The sequence below is a fragment of the Pseudomonas sp. F1_0610 genome (assembly GCF_047470865.1).
Taxonomy (GTDB): domain Bacteria; phylum Pseudomonadota; class Gammaproteobacteria; order Pseudomonadales; family Pseudomonadaceae; genus JAZDRH01.
In genome coordinates this window covers 30,206-52,325 of the sequence record NZ_JAZDRH010000012.1, presented here as the reverse complement: position 1 = coordinate 52,325, position 22,120 = coordinate 30,206, and the positions used below count along the sequence as shown (strand labels likewise).

General features: G+C 42.8%; 11 protein-coding genes and 2 pseudogenes. 11 read left to right on the top strand and 2 right to left on the bottom strand.

The window, feature by feature from the left end; translation table 11 throughout:
* Positions 1–78 precede the first annotated feature (78 nt).
* The 8 genes from VQ643_RS08505 to VQ643_RS08470 all read left to right on the top strand — a co-directional run bounded on the left by VQ643_RS08505 (position 79) and on the right by VQ643_RS08470 (position 16,970).
* Entirely contained in the window at positions 79–2,517 is a 2,439-nt protein-coding gene (locus tag VQ643_RS08505; protein WP_053101540.1) for a type I restriction-modification system subunit M, read from the top strand.
* On the top strand, positions 2,517–3,836 hold the full coding sequence (locus tag VQ643_RS08500; RefSeq protein WP_414199236.1) for a restriction endonuclease subunit S: 1,320 nt from the start codon (positions 2,517–2,519) through the stop codon (positions 3,834–3,836). Before VQ643_RS08505 ends, VQ643_RS08500 begins: the two co-directional genes overlap by 1 nt.
* A gap of 5 nt (positions 3,837–3,841) precedes the next feature.
* Positions 3,842–5,386, top strand: coding sequence for a DUF262 domain-containing protein (locus VQ643_RS08495; protein ID WP_414199235.1), 1,545 nt, complete (start codon positions 3,842–3,844; stop codon positions 5,384–5,386).
* On the top strand, positions 5,383–7,431 hold the full coding sequence (locus tag VQ643_RS08490; RefSeq protein ID WP_414199232.1) for a DUF262 domain-containing protein: 2,049 nt from the start codon (positions 5,383–5,385) through the stop codon (positions 7,429–7,431). The genes VQ643_RS08495 and VQ643_RS08490 overlap by 4 nt, the downstream gene beginning before the upstream one ends.
* Positions 7,424–10,459, top strand: a complete 3,036-nt coding sequence (locus VQ643_RS08485) for a type I restriction endonuclease subunit R (RefSeq protein ID WP_414199231.1) — start codon at positions 7,424–7,426, stop codon at positions 10,457–10,459. Before VQ643_RS08490 ends, VQ643_RS08485 begins: the two co-directional genes overlap by 8 nt.
* A gap of 331 nt (positions 10,460–10,790) precedes the next feature.
* Positions 10,791–11,342 (top strand): hypothetical protein, encoded by a 552-nt coding sequence (locus VQ643_RS08480; RefSeq protein ID WP_053105493.1) that lies wholly within the window; start codon positions 10,791–10,793, stop codon positions 11,340–11,342.
* Positions 11,343–11,356: 14 nt separating this feature from the next.
* Positions 11,357–13,897 (top strand): hypothetical protein, encoded by a 2,541-nt coding sequence (locus VQ643_RS08475; RefSeq protein WP_414199228.1) that lies wholly within the window; start codon positions 11,357–11,359, stop codon positions 13,895–13,897.
* Positions 13,890–16,970, top strand: a complete 3,081-nt coding sequence (locus VQ643_RS08470) for a tyrosine-type recombinase/integrase (protein WP_414199227.1) — start codon at positions 13,890–13,892, stop codon at positions 16,968–16,970. Before VQ643_RS08475 ends, VQ643_RS08470 begins: the two co-directional genes overlap by 8 nt.
* A 224-nt stretch (positions 16,971–17,194) precedes the next feature.
* Here VQ643_RS08470 and VQ643_RS08465 read toward each other — a convergent pair.
* Positions 17,195–17,377 (bottom strand): annotated as a pseudogene (locus VQ643_RS08465) (phage integrase N-terminal SAM-like domain-containing protein); the annotation flags it as partial.
* A gap of 438 nt (positions 17,378–17,815) precedes the next feature.
* On the opposite strand from VQ643_RS08465, the gene VQ643_RS08460 reads away from it, so the two are divergent.
* Both VQ643_RS08460 and VQ643_RS08455 read left to right on the top strand, forming a co-directional pair.
* On the top strand, positions 17,816–18,415 hold the full coding sequence (locus VQ643_RS08460) for a hypothetical protein (protein WP_018574211.1): 600 nt from the start codon (positions 17,816–17,818) through the stop codon (positions 18,413–18,415).
* Positions 18,416–18,502: 87 nt separating this feature from the next.
* Positions 18,503–18,976, top strand: coding sequence for a GNAT family N-acetyltransferase (locus tag VQ643_RS08455; protein WP_414199224.1), 474 nt, complete (start codon positions 18,503–18,505; stop codon positions 18,974–18,976).
* 144 nt (positions 18,977–19,120) lie between these two features.
* Here the strand turns inward: VQ643_RS08455 and VQ643_RS08450 are convergent.
* Positions 19,121–20,191: pseudogene (locus tag VQ643_RS08450) on the bottom strand (IS3 family transposase).
* Positions 20,192–20,574: 383 nt separating this feature from the next.
* Here VQ643_RS08450 and VQ643_RS08445 point away from each other — a divergent pair.
* Positions 20,575–22,029 (top strand): NAD-dependent succinate-semialdehyde dehydrogenase, encoded by a 1,455-nt coding sequence (locus VQ643_RS08445; RefSeq protein ID WP_414199223.1) that lies wholly within the window; start codon positions 20,575–20,577, stop codon positions 22,027–22,029.
* Positions 22,030–22,120 lie beyond the last annotated feature (91 nt).

The window sequence follows — 22,120 nt, the reverse complement described above, 5'->3', positions numbered from 1 at the left end:
TATTCTTCTTATACCAACATGCCACCCTAGAAATATTACTTTCATTCTAGGCCAGCACTCCCTATTTAAGGCATCAACATGAACCACAGCGCACACAATAAACTCATTTCTTTTATTTGGAGCATTGCCGACGACTGCCTGCGTGATGTGTATGTACGCGGCAAGTACCGCGATGTGATTTTGCCGATGGTGGTGTTGCGTCGTTTAGATACTTTGCTTGAGCCAAGCAAACAAGACGTATTGGATGAAGTGAAGTTCCAGAAAGAAGAAATGGATGCCATTGAACTAGATGATGCACCACTGATGGCTGCGTCCGGTTATGTGTTCTACAACACCTCTAAATGGACACTAAAATCAATCCACAACACGGCGACCAACAACCAGCAAATCCTACTGGCAAACTTTGAAGAATACCTACTGGGCTTTAGCGATAACGTTAAAGAGATCATTGGGTGTTTTAACCTGCAGGCGCAGATTCGTCATATGGCATCCAAGCAGGTATTACTCGATGTGGTAGAGAAGTTTGTCTCGCCCTATATCAACCTCACACCCAATGCGGTTGCTGATCCTGACGGTAATCTGATGCCTGGCCTCAGTAATCTGGGCATGGGGTATGTGTTTGAAGAACTTATCCGTAAATTTAACGAAGAAAACAACGAAGAAGCCGGTGAGCACTTCACTCCGCGTGAAGTGATTGAACTGATGACGCACCTAGTGTTTGACCCTATACAAGGCAATTTACCACTGACCATGACTGTATATGACCCAGCCTGTGGTAGTGGCGGTATGCTAACCGAAGCGCAAAATTTTATTGAAGAAAAGTACCCCAACGACAATCGTGATGTGTACCTCTACGGTAAAGAAATCAACGATGAGACTTATGCAATTTGTAAGTCCGACATGATGATTAAAGGCAACAACCCAGAAAACATTCGGGTGGGTTCAACTTTGTCTACCGACGAGTTCGCCGCACACCGTTTTGATTTTATGCTTTCTAATCCACCCTATGGCAAAAGCTGGGCTTCAGAACAAAAACATATTAAAGATGGTAACGACGTTATCGATCCTCGCTTTAAAGTGAAACTAAAAGATTATTGGGGTGTAGAAGCAGAAGTGGATGCCACACCACGCTCCAGTGATGGGCAGTTACTGTTCCTCATGGAAATGGTCAGTAAAATGAAGTCGCCTGAGCTAAGCCCTTTAGGTAGCCGCATTGCCTCTGTCCATAACGGTTCCAGCTTATTTACCGGTGATGCGGGCGGTGGTGAAAGCAATATCCGCCGTTACCTGATTGAGAATGATCTGCTCGATGCCATCGTGCAACTGCCCAACAACCTGTTTTATAACACCGGCATTACCACCTATATTTGGCTGCTCAGCAATAACAAGCCTGTGCATCGACGCGGCAAAGTGCAGCTGATTGATGCCAGTTTGTTATTCCGTAAGCTGCGTAAAAACTTAGGCGAAAAAAATTGTGAGTTTTCACCAGAGCATATTGAAGAGATTGTCCGCACCTATTTAGATTGCGCCGCAGTCGAGCGCCAGTTGGACCAAAACGACGACCCAATAGGTCTTGCCAGCCAGGTATTCGACAACCAAGACTTTGGCTATTACAAAGTCACTATCGAGCGCCCAGATCGCCGTAAAGCGCAATTTAGTGCTGAGCGTATTGCCAATCTGCGCTTTGATCGACAGCTAAGCGAAGTGATGCAGTATTTGTATAGTGAGCATGGCGAACAGGTATATGCCGCTTCAGGTTTTGGTAAAAATAATAAAGACAGTTTTTTAAAGTCCATCGAGAAAGACATTCTTAACTGGTGCGAAGACAACGATATTAGTCTGAATGCCAAAGCTAAAACCAAGCTCTTAGACGTTAAACAGTGGCAAGCGTTGCAAGCCGTGCACGCAACGGCTGAGCAGCTAATGCAGGCCATTGGCACTCAAGAGTTTGATGACTTCAACCAGTTTAAAGCCAAGGTTGATGCACAACTCAAAGCCGATAAAACCAAACTATCGGCATCAGCAAAGAACGCTATTTTAAACAGTGTCAGCTGGTACGATGAAAATGCCGCCAAAGTGATTAATAAAGTAGTCAAGCTTAGTGGCGATAAGCTCCATGAACTGCTAGAACGTTTAGGCTGCAGCGAAGCCGATTTACCCGATTTTGGTTACTACCCGCGCCCAGCTACCGAAGGCGGCAAAAAAGGCGAATACATCACTTACGAAACCAGCGCCGATTTGCGCGATAGCGAGTCAATCCCCGTTAAAGACAGCATTCACCAGTATTTCCGTGATGAAGTGCAGCCGCATGTGAGTGAAGCCTGGATCAATCTGGACTCAGTTAAAATCGGTTACGAAATCAGCTTTAACAAATACTTTTATCGCCATAAACCCTTGCGTGCGCTGGAAGATGTAGCTGCCGATATCATTAGTTTGGAAAAACAAGCCGAAGGCTTAATAGCGCAGATTTTAGGTATGAGTGGCTTTGATGCAGCAGTTAAAGAGGTGCAGAACTAATGGTTAATTTTGCACAGATGCCTAAGTATGAGGCGTATAAGGATTCAGGTGTTGAGTGGCTGGGGGAGCTTCCGCTTGACTGGACGGTAATAAAAATGAAGTTCTTGTTTAAAGATACTTCAATAAAAAACATGCCTAATGAGGCTTTATTGTCAGTAACACAAGACAAGGGTGTTGTGCCTAGAAGCTGGGTGGAAAATCGTATGGTGATGCCGTCAGGCAACCTAGAGAGTTTCAAGTATATTGAGAAGGGTGATTTTGCTATAAGCCTAAGGTCCTTTGAAGGTGGTTTGGAGTATTGCCATCATGCAGGAATTATCAGCCCAGCGTATACAGTACTCAAAGCCACCAAAACTAATCTTGTTGATATCTACTATAAATATTTATTTAAAAGCAAAATATTTATCTCCGAATTACAAACTTCAATAGTAGGTATTCGTGAAGGTAAAAACATTTCCTATGATGAGTTAAGGTATTCGTTACTGCCTATTCCAAGTGAACATGAACAAGCTTTAATTGCCAATTTCCTCGACCAAAAAACCGCCCAAATCGATGCAGCCATTGCCATTAAAGAACAGCAAATTGAGCTGCTAAAAGAACGTAAGCAAATCATTATCCAGCAAGCCGTCACCCAAGGCCTTGACCCTAATGTGCCAATGAAAGACTCAGGTGTAGAGTGGATTGGGCAGATACCGGAGCATTGGCAACTGAAAAAGCTCCGTTATCTTGGCGTTACTCAAAATGGCATAAGTGCTGGTGCCGAGTATTTTGGTGAGGGTTTTCCATTCGTAAGCTATGGTGACGTATATAAAAATAGACAGTTACCTGAGTTGGTAAATGGGCTAGCAAAATCTACGAATGGTGACCAAAAACAATATTCTGTTTTAGCCGGTGACGTATTTTTTACTAGAACGTCTGAAACAGTTGATGAGATTGGTTTTGCATCTATTTGCTTCAGGGATATTGAAAAAGCTACGTTCGCAGGATTTTTGATTCGTTTTAGGCCATGTACTGATTTATTGATAACAGAATTTTCAAAATATTATTTTAATGCGGCTATGCTGAGAAACTATTTTGTGAAGGAAATGAATCTAGTAATTCGTGCGTCTTTGAGTCAAGAGCTTTTAAAAAACCTTTTTGTTGCGTTACCTCCTGCAAGTGAACAGCTTGAAATATACAAGTATTTGGAGAAAAAATCTGACCAAATAGAAGAAGCAATTTCGATTCAAGTTAATCAAATCGAAAAGCTTAAAGAATACAAAACCACGCTAATCAACAGCGCCGTGACTGGTAAAATCAAAGTACCGGGAGTGGTTTAACAGGGATGACGATGCAACAGGAAGTAGTAAATAATCCAATGGACATTGCCGTTACCAGTGTAACGGCTGCTCAGTTATTCTCTGGTGATGTAATCGATGTTGATAAAGAGTCGCAGACTGACTTTAAGGCGCGATTAAACCTTCCTGAATATCAGCGACCCTACAAATGGTCTCCTAGCGATGTAGAAGCTTTATTAGGTGATCTAGAGGCTTATTTTAATACGAATGCTGAAATGATCGATACGCAAAGTAAGCATGATAAGCCGTTACTCTATTTAGGTAGTGTGGTGTTGCATCAGGTTACTAATGGCTCTGAAACTATTTTGAATATTATTGATGGTCAACAGCGTATTACGACCTTGCAGTTGATTTGCATGGCAATTGCAGCAAAAACTGGTAACAGTTACTCCCTGCCAAATATGCACTATGGTTCGCCAAGTAGCCATGAGCGCATAGCCAAAAACTATCAATGGCTAACAGCACAATCACTCCCAGAGTCGTTGTTAGCACTCGATTTAAACCGTATTAACTTTACAGTGGTAATCACACAATCTGAAGATGAAGCCTATCGTTTTTTTGAAACCCAAAATACGGGAGGCGTAAGACTATCTGGCCCACAAGTCATTAAAGCTCACCATTTACGTGCGATACCCAGTGAAATACAAAACAACTTTGCGCGTAAGTGGGAGTCATTTAACTATTTAGATGGTGTGGTTAACAGACTTCTTAAAGCAAGACGTTGGCAGGCATTTGGTTTTAAACATGTGCCTTCTCACCGAGCACCTGAAGGTGTTAAAAAAGCCATTGTAAAAGAGTTTGCCGAGAACACTAGCGTTAAAAATGAAGATTTAGCTTTTAGCCGTGGCGCTCAAATTAAAAGCTTGTCAGGCGCAATATCTCAGCAACTTGTTGATGGCTATTTAGCTAAACAGCCACTAAATGCAGGTATAAATACGGTTAATTATTTGGCCTATTTTAATGAGCTGTATCACACCCTGATGGTTGAGCAGTCTCAACCTTACTTAGAGCCATTCTATTTGTTTTACAACGAGGTGGTGTTAAAGGCAAATAACAGCAATTTTTTAACAGAATTATTTGATATTGCTATTTTGCTATATGTCAGTGAATTTGGAACAGAGCATCTTAATGAAGCCAGCTTTTGGTTAGCTCGATGTGTCTTTTCGATTCGACTTTATAATGAAAAAACAGTCAGAGAAGACTCTATTTCTTCATTTGTTAATAAATATCCCTTACTAGATTGGATAACCACGGCTTATGAGCATAAGCAGTTGGTTGGAATGTTGCAAAGTTTTGAGCGAGATATAACGCCCGATAATATTGGAATATCAGATAGAGACGGTAAGCCTTCTAATGGTGTAAAGCAAAAATTCTTAGAGGGCTATGCTGCATTTTTTAATATTCATATAGCACAGCGTACTGGCAAACAACTCGCTCAGTCTTTTGATGCTGAATTGAAACAAGGAATAAAGCACAAATTAGCTGAACCAAAAGATCGTAATGTGCCAGCATTGCAGGAGTGTGTTCCATGAGTTTAGCCTTATCAAACAACGCTTCAAGCGTTAGTCAGGTCGAAACAATAGTACAAACGCCACACGATTTATTAATTAACAAAATCGCGTTTGAAATCCCATCTTATCAGCGGCCCTATGTGTGGGGTGGTGAAGGCGTTTTAAAGCTGTTACAGGACATAGAGCAAGCATACATTGCAGGTGAGCACCAATATTATATTGGCACTGTACTTTGTTCCCAGTTGCCGAAACAAGCAAACAAAGATGCATTAGTAAGCTTTGAGCTGATCGATGGGCAACAACGTATGACAACCTTAATGCTGATTGCCATTGCATTTAAAAAAGCCAATGTTGATTGTGAACTTGCAAACGTTGCGATATTAGCGCATTTTCCTCGTGTTACGTTTTCAATTAGAGAAATGGTACAAGGTTTATTGTGCTCTTGGACTGATTTGGAGTTTACACATAAGCCTTCTGACGAAGATATTCATAAGAACGAATACACCAAACACTTAGCCGAAGCGTTAAATACGACAACGAGCTTTATTAAAGAAATACGTAATGACAGTAAAAAAGGTGAAGCGCATTTAGTTAATTTTGCTAAGTATTTTTATCAGCAAGTACGTTGGGTTAACAACATTATTCCTGCTGGAACCGATTTAAATAAACTGTTCGCGACTATGAACACCAGTGGTGTGCAGTTAGAGCAATCCGATATTTTAAAATCTAAATTATTAGGTAAGTTGAGCAAAAACCGCCATGAGTATGATGGCTTGTGGCAAGTGTGCGAAAACCTAAATAACTACTTTGAGCGCAATGTTAGGCGTGTCTTTACCGCTTCCAGCTGGAAAGAAATTCAAGATGTAGATCTAGCTAGTTTTGACAAAACAAAGTTTAAGCTCGTTGATAATAACATGCCTCAAGATGGCTTCGATAAAGGCTCTGAGAGCGTTAGAGGGTTAACGCTTGAGGAGATCATCAGTGATGAGTCTCTTTTAGAAAAACCAGAACCTAAGGGTACTACAGGTAGTAGCGATGACGCTGATGAGGTTTTCTGTCGCTCTATAATTAGCTTTCCTTTGCTTTTAATTCATGCGTTTAGAATCTATAACGCTCAATCTGATAATGAAGACATTGAAAGTCGTGTTAACGGTGAGCGACTTAATCAAGTATTTGAAAAGTTTATAATAAATGCTTCTGAAGCTGAGGTAATTAAATTTTTAGATTGCTTATGGCAAGTGCGATACCAATTTGATAAATGGGTTGTGAAGTGGGTAGAAAAAGCCGAAGAATCTACGGCTGTTTTACGATTAAGTAATGTTAATTTCTCAAAGACACAAAGCAGATTAAACCGAGTACCGACAGAAATTACAGAGCTAAGCCAACTTCAAAGTGTTCGATACTTCACTGGTGAACGAAGTGCTCAGTATTGGCTTACATCTTTTCTAGGCTGGTTAGTTAAAAACAATACGGATGATAAAAATATAGTACTGGCTAAGTTAGAAGATATTGATAATAAGATGTCACTCGCTTTGTTCCATGCTGAACTTAGCCAAAAACAGGCAAGTTTTAACTACCTTACGAAAATACAAGGCAGTTTTGGATCTTCAAATGAAATGAATGATTACCTAAAGCAAATCAACGGCACTGGGTTTGAGCATTATTGGTTTCAAAAGCTGGAATATGTGCTTTGGAAAAATGAGCAAAATAGAGAAGATGAGAAATTCAAAAAATACCGCATAAGCTCAAAAAATTCTGTTGAGCATGTTCACCCACAACATGAAGAATACGATAAGCGGTTAGAAGATAACTATTTGAATGCTTTTGGCAATCTTGTGTTATTGAGTCCGGGTGAAAACTCGTCCTACAGTAATCAAACCGTTGGTAAAAAGCAGGAAGATTTCAAAGCTAAACCAGTATATGACTCACTAAAGTTAAAACAAGTTTTTGAGTTGAAGCAAAACGATGAGTGGGACAAAGACAAGATTAAGCAGCATCAAAAAGAGATGGTTGATTTATTGATTAGTCACTACGCAAGTATTGATAATGGAGTATTAAATGGTTAGTCAAACCAACGAGCAGGCATTAGAAGCTGCGATTGAGCGCGCTTTAACGGGAACCTGCATCGAAGACATTAACGGCAACCTCGCTGATGCTACAACCACTTCTTATAGCAATGCCCACCTTGGTTATGTGGCTGGCTTCTCTTCTGACTTCAATAAACACTACGCAATTGATGAGCGCTATTTCTGGCAGTTTCTTGAGCGTACACAGCAGCCTGAGCTGGATAAGCTTAAAAAGCATAACCCTGTGGACTGGCAGCGCAAGCTACTGGAACGCTATGACCGTTTGATTAAAAAATATGGAGTTTTGCATCTACTGAAAAAAGGTTTAAGTGTAGACGATGCACACTTTAACTTGATGTATCCCGCGCCTTTGGTTAGTAGCAGTGAGGCAGTGGCCAAGAACTTCACCGACAATATTTTTAGCTGCACACGCCAGCTCTGTTACTCACAGGCAAACCCGTTGCAAGAAATCGATATGGTGTTATTTATCAATGGCATTCCATTGATCACCATGGAGTTAAAAAACGCTTGGACCGGGCAAAATGCAAAATATCACGGCCAAAAACAATACCGTGAAGACCGTGACACTGAACAACCACTGCTGAATTTTGCACGTTGCTTAGTGCATATGGCGGTGGATACTGATGAAGTTTATATGACCACTAAACTGGCAGGAAAAAGCACTGTTTTCCTGCCTTTTAATAAAGGCCATAACCACGGAAAAGGTAATCCCCCCAGCAGCACCGGCCATAAAACCGCTTATTTATGGCAAGAAATTTTCACTAAAGAGAGCCTAGCCAACATTATCCAGCACTTTGTGCGTTTGGATGGCAACAGTAAAGTGCCGTTTCACAAAAAAACACTTTTTTTCCCGCGTTATCATCAGCTTGATGTGGTGCGTAAGCTGGTCAATCATGCTGCAAATCAAGGTGTAGGCCACACCTATTTGATTCAGCATTCTGCAGGCTCAGGCAAATCAAACTCCATTACTTGGGCGGCTTATCAGCTGATTGAAACCTATCCAGCGACAGAAGCTGTTGCAGGTAGATACAGCATGGAGCAACCCCTGTTCGATTCAGTCATTGTAGTCACTGACCGACGCTTACTGGACAAGCAACTACGCGACAATATCAAAGAATTTTCCGAAGTTAAAAATATTGTTGCGCCTGCGCTAACCTCTGCTGAGTTAAAGACGGCATTGGAAACCGGCAAGAAAATCATCATCACCACCATCCAAAAATTCCCTTTTATTATCGATGGTATTAGTGATCTGAGTGATAAGCGCTTTGCGGTAATTATTGACGAGGCACACAGCTCACAGTCTGGCTCTGCCCATGACAATATGAACCGTGCGATGGGCAAGGCTGATGTAGAAGAAGTTGAAGATGCGCAAGATAAAATTCTACAAGCTATGCAATCGCGCAAGATGCGCGGTAACGCTTCGTACCTAGCCTTTACAGCAACGCCTAAAAACACCACCTTAGAAAAATTTGGCGACCAACAACCTGATGGCAGCTTTAAGCCATTTCATCTGTACTCAATGAAGCAAGCAATTGAAGAAGGCTTTATTCTTGATGTGCTGGCCAACTACACCACCTACAAAAGCTATTATGAAATCAAAAAATCGATAGCAGAAAACCCTGAGTTTGAAACTAAAAAAGCACAAAAAAAGCTTCGCGCCTATGTCGAGCATAGTCAGCACACCATAGATACTAAAGCTGAGATTATGCTTGAACACTTTGTTACTAATGTGGTTAATGCCAAGAAGTTGAAAGGCAAAGCTAAGGGCATGGTGGTTACGCAAAATATAGAAACAGCTATACGCTATTACAAAGCCATTAATCGCAAGCTAAAGGAACAGGGTAACCCTTTTAAGATTCTAATCGCCTTTTCCGGAAAGAAAGAAGTCGACGGTATCGAGTACACAGAAGCGGATATCAATGGTTTTAATGAGACAAAGACTGCTGAAAGCTTTGACACCGATGACTACCGTTTACTGGTCGTAGCCAACAAATACCTGACCGGTTTTGACCAACCAAAGCTATGCACCATGTACGTAGATAAAAAGCTGGCTGGCGTGATGTGTGTACAAGCTCTATCGCGTTTAAACCGTAGCGCTGCAAGCCTCGGTAAAAAGACAGAAGATTTATTTGTATTGGATTTTTTCAATAGCGTTGAAGATATCCAAGCCGCTTTTGATCCATTTTATACTGCCACGTCGTTATCTAAAGCGACGGATATCAACGTGCTACATGAGCTTAAAGATGCGTTAGATGATGTAGGCGTATATGAGTGGCACGAGGTTGAACAGTTCGTCACGGATTACTTCAACGGTGAAGATGCAGAGGTCTTAAGCCCGATAATTGATACGGCTGCTGCACGTTTTGAGCATGAACTAGAGCTTGATCACGAAGACAAAGTCGATTTTAAAGTTAAGGCTAAACAGTTTGTAAAAATTTACGGGCAAATGGCATCCATCATGCCGTATGAGATTTTGGCGTGGGAAAAGTTATTTTGGTTCTTAAAGTTTCTTGTACCTAAGCTTGTAGTGAACGATTCGGAATCTGATGCGATTGATTCTCTGCTTGAATCCGTGGATCTAAGTTCATATGGCTTACAACGAGTGAAGCTCAATCATGCAATTAGCTTGAGCAGTAATGAAACAGAACTTGATCCTCAAAACCCCAACCCCCGTGGTGCTTATGGCGATGAGAAAGAAAAAAACCCGCTCGATGAAATCATTACTACGTTTAACGAACGCTGGTTCCAAGGCTGGAGTGCTACGCCTGAAGAACAACGGGTAAAGCTGATCAATATCTCTGAAAGCATCAAGCAGCATCCAGATTTTGAAACTAAATACGCCAAGAATCCTGACCCTCATAGCAAGGAACTAGCTTTTGAAAAAATATTTAAAGAAATCATGCTACAGCGCAGAAAAGATGAGCTAGAGCTGTACAAGCTTTTTGCCAATGATGGCGCGTTTAACTTGTCTATAGTGCAAACCATGCAGCGGATGGTAGAGCTGTAAGAATGAAATACGTTGGTTAGATTATAGGAAAACTCTGAATAATTATTTGTATGGACAAGACGCAGCTAAACATTAGCTCTGACTGTCTCACTAAAATTATTCAGAGTTCCATAACCCTAAACTATGGTTATTTGTAGTGCCCGCAGAGCGCATCATTTTTAGAGCAAGCCATCCCCTTTAAAACTTAAGCGACTTATTTTCTATTTTTTCGAAAAAATGCTTAAGTGACTTTTTCCGTCACTTATCGATACCAGACCTTCGCTCACCCTGCCATAAAATCCCTCTAACGTCATAAAAACCAGATTCTGGTGCTTTATATTTAGAGGGTGATATGTATAAAAAAATATCAATGGACTCAGTGCATCAGCCAACCACAGGGCTACTAGCCGAGGTCTACCGAGTTTTATCATTTATCCAATTTAATGCCGAGTCTCAGCGGCAAATACTCGACCAGATTCAGCAGGACAACACAACTGAATCGCTGGGTCTTCCTCTTATTGAGGTTATTCAACAGCGTCAAGAAAGCTATTTGCTCTGCGGCAGCTTTCGCCATTATCAATTGTTGCGAGCATCAGGTGAAAAAGCCTTACACGCCAATATTTTACCTGCTGAGGAGCACCCTAATAGTCATGCTGTGCGAGCATTCCGTCAGGGTATCAGCACTATTCTAATGTATGACTGCAGCAAAAAAACTCCAAACCTGCAATTACGCGAACTGAACAAATATCTGAAAAGCCATGCTAGTCCAGAACTACTACAGGTAATTGGTAACGATGCATTTTTAAAAAGTGCATTGCGAATCAGTGCGCGGGACTTGAGAACTCTGCTCAAAAATGAAAGCCCTTTGGAGTTGAGGGTCAAGCAGTTACAAGCTAACACCTGATTACTGGAGGTAGCATGACAGAATGTAAATTTTCTATAGATAAACTAGATTTTTTTACTGAGTGGTTTTCTATCGATAAATCGTCTTTTACCCAGCTATGCATCTGGATTCAGGCTCCTAGAAACCTACAGCAATTTATTGCAGTGACAGAGAATCTGGATGCACTACTAAGTGTCAACCTACGACAAGAATTAGCTATAGAGCTTGGATTAGATAAGCTGCCTATAGAAGCATGGCGAGCACTACTGCAACAGCTAAAACCAAAGTTATCTAATGTCCCTCCTGAGCTCATAGATATCAAGCCAAACAAACAAACTCGACCTGCAGGGATGATTGGTAATTACCCTATTTATGCGACGCTTACGGCTGCTGAGGTTGATTATCCAACAGAAGAAATCGAAAAAATAAAAGTGATTCATTTAATAGGAATGAGCGCTGCAATTGCCTACCAACAAATGCATGCTGCCGGCGTTATTAAAGAGTTAAGCAGTGGTGTTGAGGCTGGTTTACGTGAAATACGTGACCTAGAAAAAATAGCTAAAAGACCAACAGTTCCGCTACCTGACTTACGTGATGTAATTTCATTGACTGAGGTTCAGGCAGAATTAGAGGAGTGGATTGAATGGCATTCCATTACCACCCGATGGGGTGCCGGATTACGACTGCTAATAGAGTCTGTCGCTGAGCAGCGATCGCGAGCATCACGCCATTACCGCATGAGAATTAGCACTCAAATCCAGCGCAGTGGTCAGCAAATCAGTGTGCAGGAACTTGACGGCACAGATGCTACTAACAAACAGCAGCCCAGTTTCGAGCCCACTATGCGTGTGCCAGATACTCGCAGTAAAAAACTGCTGCAACAGCAGGGTTTACACCCTGCTGAGATGACAACACTTACAAGCGTTATCGTCACAGACCCAACAGCACCTCGCAGTGTTCAATCGGATGGGCAATTAATACGACACCGTAATCGTCGGCGGGTACAAGCATCAATTGTGCAATCAGCACAATCTTTACCTAACAGAGTGGAGATGCCGAGCCCCTATGAGGTTCAGGCGCTATTACATTGCCTAGCCAATGATTTTATTAAGAACAAAATGGAAGATCTTAATACCCCTCAATACGATGAGCTTAAGGTAATCATTCTATTGAGGCTTTATACAGGCCGTAAATTAGATTCACTACGTAAGTTGCTGATTTTCCAGAGCAAAGCTGATTACGATGCCGCTCAACGAACATTTTTTGCGGTACTCATAGAGGAAAGTTGTTTAGCACTCCCAGTAAAATCGACAGCTAACCTCCACTCATTAGGTGCTGTTGGCAGCGTTTTGCTGGCAGATGAGCCTTTTTACCATAACGATATTCAACTGCAGGACGTTCTCGAGTTCAGATTACCGCCAGTTGCTACTCAGGCAGTAATTGGCCTAGCGAAACGCAAGCTTCAGTGCGCTACCAGCCGAAAACGAGTTCCGTTGTTTGAGTGCGCTGATGAGCACGAACAATGGATTCGTGAATTGCTAAAAAAACTCAACCAAACCTACGCGACTCGATGGACAGAACATCGTCTCAGTCTTGTTATGCGTATGGCAATTGAGCAATGCACACAGGATCCAGCGCTAGTTCAACTTATAACTGAGCAGGAATATAGTCACTCTATTGTTGCTAACTATTATCAACGCACCTCAATTACATTTATTAGCGGGGTCATCAAGGCAGCTCATAAACTCATTCAGCAGTGGGTAAGAACAGGGAGTATTATTCCACCAGCTTTTAGTGAAAATACTCGAGCATTGCAGAATAAAAAAAGTATTGGCAGCAGCCTAGCCCTACCCACTAACTTCGTAGCCCAACTGTGTGAGCACTTAAAACACCATGCCAGACTTAACTCCCGCCTTTTTACGGGGGATGAGCGATTACGTCACGCGCATAACTCACTGGTTGCTTACATCACTGTGTGGTTAGGCTTTATTTCAGGATACCGCGCAGTCTTAGATCCCATTAGCGATCCAAGACACATCGACCTTGAAACTGGGCTGATGGTTATCAGCGATAAAGACAATTCGTTGTTTCAGCATTCACGCATCATTCCACTCACCGCGCGGTTTGTTGAGCAGGTCGATCGATATGTTGAACATCTGATTCAATTAGCGATGAGCCTGCCGCATAAGCAGAGCATACAACAAGAAATTTACCAGCTATGTCACCGTTATCAGGGTGCTGATACTTCAACCCATGAATTATCTATTCCGTTTTTATTTTTTCTGACTGACACACTGCAGGCCAGAGCCGTTTCACCCAAAAACCTGCAGGAGCACTTTCCATTTGAAATCAGAGCGAATGCAAATCGGCACTACTTGCGCAGCATGCTAGTCGAGCTTGGAGCTCCTGGCGAAATGGTTGCATATTTTATGGGGCATTGGGAACACGGTGAGGAGCCACACCAAAAATTATCCAGCATCAGCCCAATAGACATAGCTATTCAGCTAGCGCCTTATCTCAATACCATTGAGAAACAGATTGGCTGGACGATACAGGGAGGATTGGTGCATGTATGAAGTTAAATACTGGTTGGGCTGGCCTTTTATAAAAACTCAGGCTGGTGTTTTAGGTTCTAACCGTCGACGTAGGCAACAAACTGAAAACCAGTTGAATCAGCAAAGAAAGCTATTGCAGTTATTGGATACCGGTGCTCCAGGTTGTGCGCTAGGTGTAGAAAATATTCAAATTTCTAATCTAGCTATAGATGAGGTCAACGCATGGATTGATGAGCAGGATAGCGCTAATCGAGCAACGGTCCACCTACGTCGGTTTTTGCGAGCTGGATTAGCTAAAGGTGCTCAGGAGCTAGGCTGGCAAGTAGAACTACCACCGACTGAGATGACTATTATCAGTGAGAAAAACTCCATTACTCCTGATGGATTTATTCAGCTAGCTCAATTGCGTAATCAAATCAAAGCGTTTGAAGAAAGATTAGTAAACCAGCCTAATAATCCAAGCGTTAGTCTGACCTATGGGCAGCTACTATTTAGCGCAACAGTTTTCGGCGGTCTGGCAGACTCGAAAGCAATGCTGCAACTTCCATATGCTAAAGAGAAAATTCGTCACTATAAGGACTATGTTTGGATTGATCTATTTACAGATGACTACCCTAAGCATATTCACGCAGATCGTGGTTTACGCAGATGGTTTCCTGACCCTGTATCGCTCATTTTACTGACTCGACTGCCTGAGTTACCACAAGGGTATGAGGATAAAAGCAAATTAAGGCGTTGGCTGAATCAAGCATTAGCTCAATTTATTTACTCATTATCGGGTGATGTTCTGGGTAGGACAACATATAAAGAGCAACAAGCCCTAATAAGACACTGGCGCGCTACTGTCAGTGTGTACCACCATACGATTTTACCGCCATACCTCGTGCGGCACTGCAGCGGTGAAAGCAGTTCAACTGCGTGGCCAGAGTTCGTGTGGCTGCGAGTACTCCAGCAACAGGCTCTAATCCAATCACCTGCTGATGAGTGCGCTGAGCTGACTATAGATGAGCCCGATCCCATAATTACGCCAGTAGCATTAACCATTAACGATAGTAAAAAAAATCTGATTTTCACAGGTGTGCGTGCTGCTTTATATAAAAGCAGTCAAACGACAGAGCCAAGTTTAAAAACCTTGCTAGAACGCCTCGGCAAGTTAAAAGCAGAAGCCGTGCAGGCGAGCCCATTACTGTACTGTCTGATTGACTGGGTCAAAAAACGACTTAGAAAAACAGAAATTAGACGTAGTACTGCATACCAACAATTAACCAGCCTTGGGAAAACTCTTCTTAGCACTTTTGATGAGGCAGAATTGTTATCGCTGACAGCTGAAGATTTTCAGGCTGGCTACGAAACTATATTAGAAAGCACACCATCAGCAATTACGCGACAAAATAAAGCAGACTTATTACGCAGGTTTCATGCCCACGCTAGCAATTTACTACAGTTGGCTCCGATAAAGCTCAGTTATGCAGATGAAGTTTTTTTTGCATTACCGGACGCCAATACCTTCACAGAAACTGAATACCAACTACTGTATCAGTTTTTAAAGGCACAAAAAGACACATCCCCCATTACACACGCGCAATTGATTGTACTGATTTTAGGTTATCGGTGTGGATTGCGCATTAGTGAAATTCGTCATCTGCAGCTAGATGATCTGCAGTACCCAGGGATGCTCGAGATATTACCTACAGAGCGTTTAGAACAGCTCGGGCGATATGCCGCTACTTTATTAATTCGCGGTGATCAGTTTAACAAACTGAAAAGTAAGAACAGTCGGCGACAGTTGCCATTAAACATACTTATGAGCAGTAAGGAGCGAGTTGAATTATTGAACTATCATCAAGCCCAGCGCGTTAAAGTTGGTAAAAGAAAGGTGCAAGGGAAATTTATTTTCTCCGAGGATAATGGCAAGACACCGATGGATTTCACTGAGTTGCAACGTAACCTACACGAACAGATGCGGCAGTTAACCGGTGATCCAGACCTGCGTTTTCATCACCTGCGCCATAGTTTTGCCAGCCATGCTTTACAGGCGAGTCATAACTTAACTGAGCCATTACAACTGCCCGCGCATTGGCAAGGCCATATGCTGCAGGGAACCAGCAGAAAGCATTTACACCAGATTTCCAACTATGTTGGCCACTCCAGTGGCAATGTGACACTGCAGCACTACACGCATAATCTCGACTGTATTGTGCGTGATCTGCTGTGGCCACATAGTTTTGATCATAGAAAAACTGGATTTGGTGAAAAGCAACGATATAGAGGCTCTCTGGATGTCGCGCTCTGTGTGCAAAGTTTGCTAGATATCAGCGCTGATAACTTACGGCAACATAATCGACAATACGGTCGAAAGATTTTAGGCTGGCTGCCGCAGAGACTTAAACTACAGCCTGCGATTGATCCTAAACAATGGCGACCTTACAGTGAAACTTTAGCAAAGTTAGTAGCAGGTACATCTAATAAATCCAGAGACTTACGTGACTTTAGTTTCGAGAACTGGTGCGATTTTCTTCAGCGTTGGAGTCAGTTACATAGTGGTGATGAGCTGATTGAGATGTATAAACTAGATGATACAAACACGCGCGCTCAGGTCACACTGCTTTCAGGTTTACTGAAGGCTCGGACTCGATTTAACAATTCGCGACTCAAACAGCCCCGTAAAATATTCAACACCCAAGTCACAACCTCAAGCCATTATTTTATTATTCGACCACCTCGATATAAGCTCGAGCGTGATATTGCTGCTCAAACCTACAAAAATAGTTTGCGCCTGCTGCAATCTGCTCAGAACGGAGAGTTGGCTAAAACAGCACTAGAGTATTTTTATGACAATTACCGACACTGGAATAAGAGCGTCATTTGCCGACATGACCCAGGTAATCAGCCTAAACTCCAGGCTCTGGAGCAGCTCCTCAGGAAGGCGCTGCCTAACGATAAGGTCCATGTTTGGCAGGAACGTAATCCAGCGGTTCACAGATATCCGATGATTGGGAAACTGCAGATAGTTACAGTCGACAAGCAGAAACCAAGAGATGGCGCGGTATTTGGACTGTTGTTAGCTTATTTTAGAGCGGTGCTGGGAACTTAGTAAAGTGTGACGTAAGGAGCTTCAAAACTAAGTGCCACCCGTTAGCTTAAAGGCAACACTTAACAGCAATTAGCAACTTTTAAGGTATCGCTAAATTATCCGTCTCATAGCTGTAAGCGTGATCCACAGATATAATTACAGTCTCCAGATTTAGCTAAATAGATTACTTCACCTCATCAGTCTCAGTAACATAGTGCGGAGCAATCTTCCAAGCTATTTTATTTTTAGAAACTGCAAAAACTCAGCAACATTACCCAGAGATTGCTATAAAGATTTATTATATAAAAAACCAGAGCATTTAAGACAACTTTTTGTGTGTTTTTAGCTACGTGCTTGCCATTCACTAGGCAGGATAAAACTTGCCTAACCTCTTCACTGCCCATCGTCTGCGGATGACACTTCTGATGAAATAAATAAAACGTTTAATCCAGTGCAGACAGGTTTTTTCAGTTTTAAGCGCGTAACCTTTTTTACGCATATCCATGCGTATCGAGTTTAGAAATGGACTATTAGACATAAGACGCTCCCTGCCTTGATACTGTTTGTACAGCCTGTTTTAGCTTAGTTTACGAAAGTTGCATGATTTAGCACTGAGAGATGCTCATTTTTAACCCGCCATTAATTATAAGTGTATGGGAATCAGTGAGTTATACCCTGTGCAGGAAAGATAGTGCGCAGACCACTAGCTCAATAGCAGGCATGCCTGAATTACTGCAGAAGAGCTCCTTGTTTTAATTGGTAAAAGCTTTAGTATTCAAGGTCGTATATTTATTTATGGCATGCAGACTCTGGTGGCAAAATGAGCATGCATGCTAATAAGCTGTTATATCTCTTGAGGTAGATCTGTGCTAACCGATGAACAGAAGAAATACCGAGACCGCGCTAACCGTGCGCGACGAGAGCTCCTCAAAGAAAAGGAGAAATTCGGCGCGATTTCGGACGGCTCAGGGAAACGCTACCGGGTGTGCGTTTACTTTGTGCTTAGCGGTGCTCCAGAAAAAGCAGTCGAGTTCATGGACTGGTTCGAGAAGGAGTTCCCGGATGACGTTGGTGAGCCCGCGTTTCTCTTATATGCTGCGTTGGCCTATTACCGGGTGGGGTCTCTGGGGAAAGCGCGGGGATACCTGCTGGATACGATGTTAAGCAACATTTACCTACTCCCCTATCTGTTTTCGCGGCCAATGCCCAAGCAAGACATGTGGCACTCATCTAATTGGGCACAGCCAGACTACATCGAGGAGATTGAAGAACTTCTGGAAGGGCCAACGAGTCAGGAGCGGGAGTGGTTTCAAGAACAGTTCGAGAATGAACTCTTCACGAGCATTCGAAGCAAATGCATAGAAACATTTCACGCATTACAGCATGCAAAAGAGTTGGATTCCCGCCGTCGTATTCTTGGGGAGTGGCGGGACTATGTTTCATCTTGTCGTGCAAACGAGATATAACCAGTGGCAGCACGGTGACCGCTTTTCCGCCGCGCTGCGGCTCCAAACCGGCACGTGTGCCAAGCGTTAGGCCTCTTGGGAGCTTCAGTGCATATCCGTCGGTTTCAAATCGGTGACGAAGCTACGCTATATGGCGTGTATTACTCAGCTATTCATCGCATCGCCAGTAGAGATTACTCTCAAGAGCAGATAAATGCGTGGGCGCCAGCTGAAGTAGGTCAAACCTTGTGGGAAGAAAAAATCCGAAGTATCAATCCGTTTGTCGCTGTGATAGACGGCGTTGTTGTTGGTTACACCGATATTCAGCCATCTGGCTACATTGATCACTTTTTCGTTTCGGGCAATCATCCTCGTCAGGGTATCGGAGCAAGTCTTATGGGTGTAATCCATCAAGAGGCTGCACAACTAGGTATCACTGAATTAACATCCGATGTAAGCCTGACTGCCCAGCCATTCTTTAGTAAATTTGGGTTCCATGTCGTTGAACATAGGTTCCCAGAGCGACGCGGCGTTGTAATTCCAAATGCTCTTATGCGCAAGGTTTTAGCGTGTTCGGCCTAACCAGGCGTTCAACGCGGACAGTTTGCAGCGGGGCATTTTGCTACGCAAAATTTTACGCCCCGCTGCAAACCACTTCGCCGGCAAGCCGGCTCCGTTCTGCCGGTTTGTACTCCCCCCATTTTCCACAGTGCTCATTTGTAGAATTTAAGCTGCCTGTAATAGCTGCCTTGGCGGTACTCCTCCGATAGCAGTGTGAGGGCGTTCGTTGTTATACGTCCAAAGCCATTGTGTAGCAAGTTCTTGAGCCTGTTCAATGCTGTCAAAGATGTTTAAATCTAACCATTCATGACGCACTGTTCGGTTAAAACGCTCAACATAAGCATTCTGTGTCGGTTTGCCTGGTTGGATATACTGCAAGGTAATTTGCTGCTCTTTAGCCCAGTCCTTTATTGTTTCAGAGATGTACTCAGGGCCATTGTCACAACGTATTGCGTTTGGCTTACCGCGCCACTCAATGATTTGCTCTAACGATCGAATAACTCGTGCGCTAGGCAAAGATAAATCAACATCTATAGCCAAGCATTCGCGATTAAAATCATCAATGACATTAAAGGTTCTGATGCTGCGGCCACTGGCTAAACTGTCTGACATAAAATCCATTGACCAGACATCGTTAATAGTCGTTGGAACCCTCAGCGCGTCAGGCTTATCTCGCTTGATGCGTTTTCTGGGTTTGATACGCAAGTTCAGCTCCAGCTCACAGTAAATGCGGTAAACGCGCTTATGGTTCCATTTAAAACCTTTGACATTACGCAGGTACAAAAAGCATAGGCCAAATCCCCAACGTTTTTTATTGTCGGTTAATCGAAGCAGCCAGTCGGCAATCTGCTCGTTCTCAGCGATAGTAAAAACAGCTCTCGCTAATACCTAGACAGCTGCAAGCAAGGCGAATGCTGATGGCATGTTTGATTATCGCCTCTTTCGCCATCTCCTTGCGCAGGGATGGCTTTAGAGCTTTCCCTCAAGAGCTTCCAATCGAATCTCAGCTTTAAGACGCTCTTCCGCATACATTTTTTTGAGCCGACGGTTCTCTTCTTCAAGCTCTTTCATGCGCTTCATGAGCGAAGTGTCCATGCCGCCATATTTTGAGCGCCACTTGTAGAACGAAGCTGAGCTAATACCATGCTCACGGCATAGCTCAGGGACTGGAACTCCAGCCTCATTTTGTTTGAGAATTGCCATAATCTGGCTCTCAGTGAATTTTGATTTACGCATAGAAAACTCCTTGAGTTTATATTAATGAAATTTTCTACAAATAGCCTCTGTGGTTTTGAGGGGGGATTACACAGCCACTACAGAGCGTTGCGATAAAGTAAAAGTAGTACTGACTAATACTTCTAGTTTTGAATCTTTTTTATGGTCTGGCTCCTCATTGGGAGAGATCAACATTTGGTCCCATGGGAAATATGCAACAGGTTTACTGGTGGGAAGAGCAATTGAATAGGAAATGAGTAAATTCTTATCAATGAAAATAGCTGGGAGTTTTATGATGGTACATTAGGTGAATTACGAATTGGCCTTGATAGTTTTCAGTTTTGGGAAACTTATTCTAGAGGACATTAGCAGGCGATTGTTGAAAATAATTTTGGGGTGAGTATATGCAGCTAAATAATGCTAATTTATTGATTGAGCGCTGTTTTATTGATGGACAGTGGGTGGCTGCAGATAATCAGCAGAAGATTTTTGTCACTAATCCTGCAACGGGGCAGATACTTGGAAAGGTGCCTGCTATTACAGCTGAGCAAACACAGTTAGCTATTCAATCGGCAGAAAAGGCTCAGCAGCAATGGAAGTTAACTACAGCTAAAGAACGCAGTGCAGCCCTATTAAAATGGGCAGAACTTATTTTGTCAGCCAAAGAAGATATTGCCCAAATTATGACGGCTGAGCAGGGCAAGCCGTTGTCAGAGGCTCGTGGTGAAGTTGCCTACGCTACTTCTTTTATTGTTTGGTTTGCCGAAGAAGCTAAGCGTGTTGCAGGAGATGTGCTGCAAACGCCCAATACAAGGCAACGCTTAATAACCATTAAACAGCCTGTGGGAGTATGTGCTGCCATAACCCCATGGAATTTTCCTGCAGCAATGATTACGCGCAAAGTAGCGCCAGCATTAGCAGCGGGTTGTAGCATTATTGTAAAACCTGCAGAGCAAACACCTTTTACGGCATTGGCGTTAGCTAAACTGGCAGAGCAAGCGGGTATTCCAGCCGGTGTATTGCAGGTTATTACAGGTCCTGCAGAGGCTGTTGGTAAAGTACTTTGTGAAAGTCCTATAGTACGCAAATTAAGCTTTACAGGATCAACAGAGGTAGGGCGTTTGTTAATGGCACAATGTGCCCCAACGATTAAAAAGCTTTCGTTAGAACTAGGTGGTAATGCACCTTTTATTGTATTTGATGATGCTGATATAGAGGCTGCGGTTGAAGGAATTATGGCATCTAAGTTTCGCAACAGCGGACAAACCTGCGTGTGCGCAAATCGAATTTATGTGCAAGCAGGCGTGTATGATGAACTTGCTGAACAGCTTATTTCAGCTGTAAAGAATCTGCGCGTGGGTAACGGTGTAGAACAGGGTATTACTCAAGGACCACTGATAGATCAAGCCGCCGTAGAGAAGCTGCAAACCCATATTGCAGATGCCATCGCCAAAGGTGGACGAGTACTTATAGGCGGAAAACCACATGAATTAGGGCAAACTTTCTTTGAGCCCACTGTCATTGCAGAAGCAAATCAAAGGATGTTATTTGCCAAAGAGGAAACCTTTGGACCGCTCGCGCCATTGTTTCGCTTTGATAGCCAAGAGCAAGCAATAGCAATGGCAAATGATACAGAGTTTGGTTTAGCGGCCTATATTTATACGCAAAATGCATCACGTCAATGGCGCGTAGCAGAAGCCTTAGATTATGGCATGCTAGGCATTAATACGGGACTTATTTCCAACGAGGTAGCGCCTTTTGGCGGTGTTAAGCAATCAGGCTTGGGACGCGAAGGTTCAAGTTACGGTATTGAAGAGTATCTTGAGCAAAAATATATGTGCATTGATTTAGGAAATTAGCTACACAATGGCTGAAAATAAAGCCTTAATAGAAAAGCAGGCTAAATCAAATAGCCTGCTTTAAAATATAAAAACTGTAACTATTTACGTG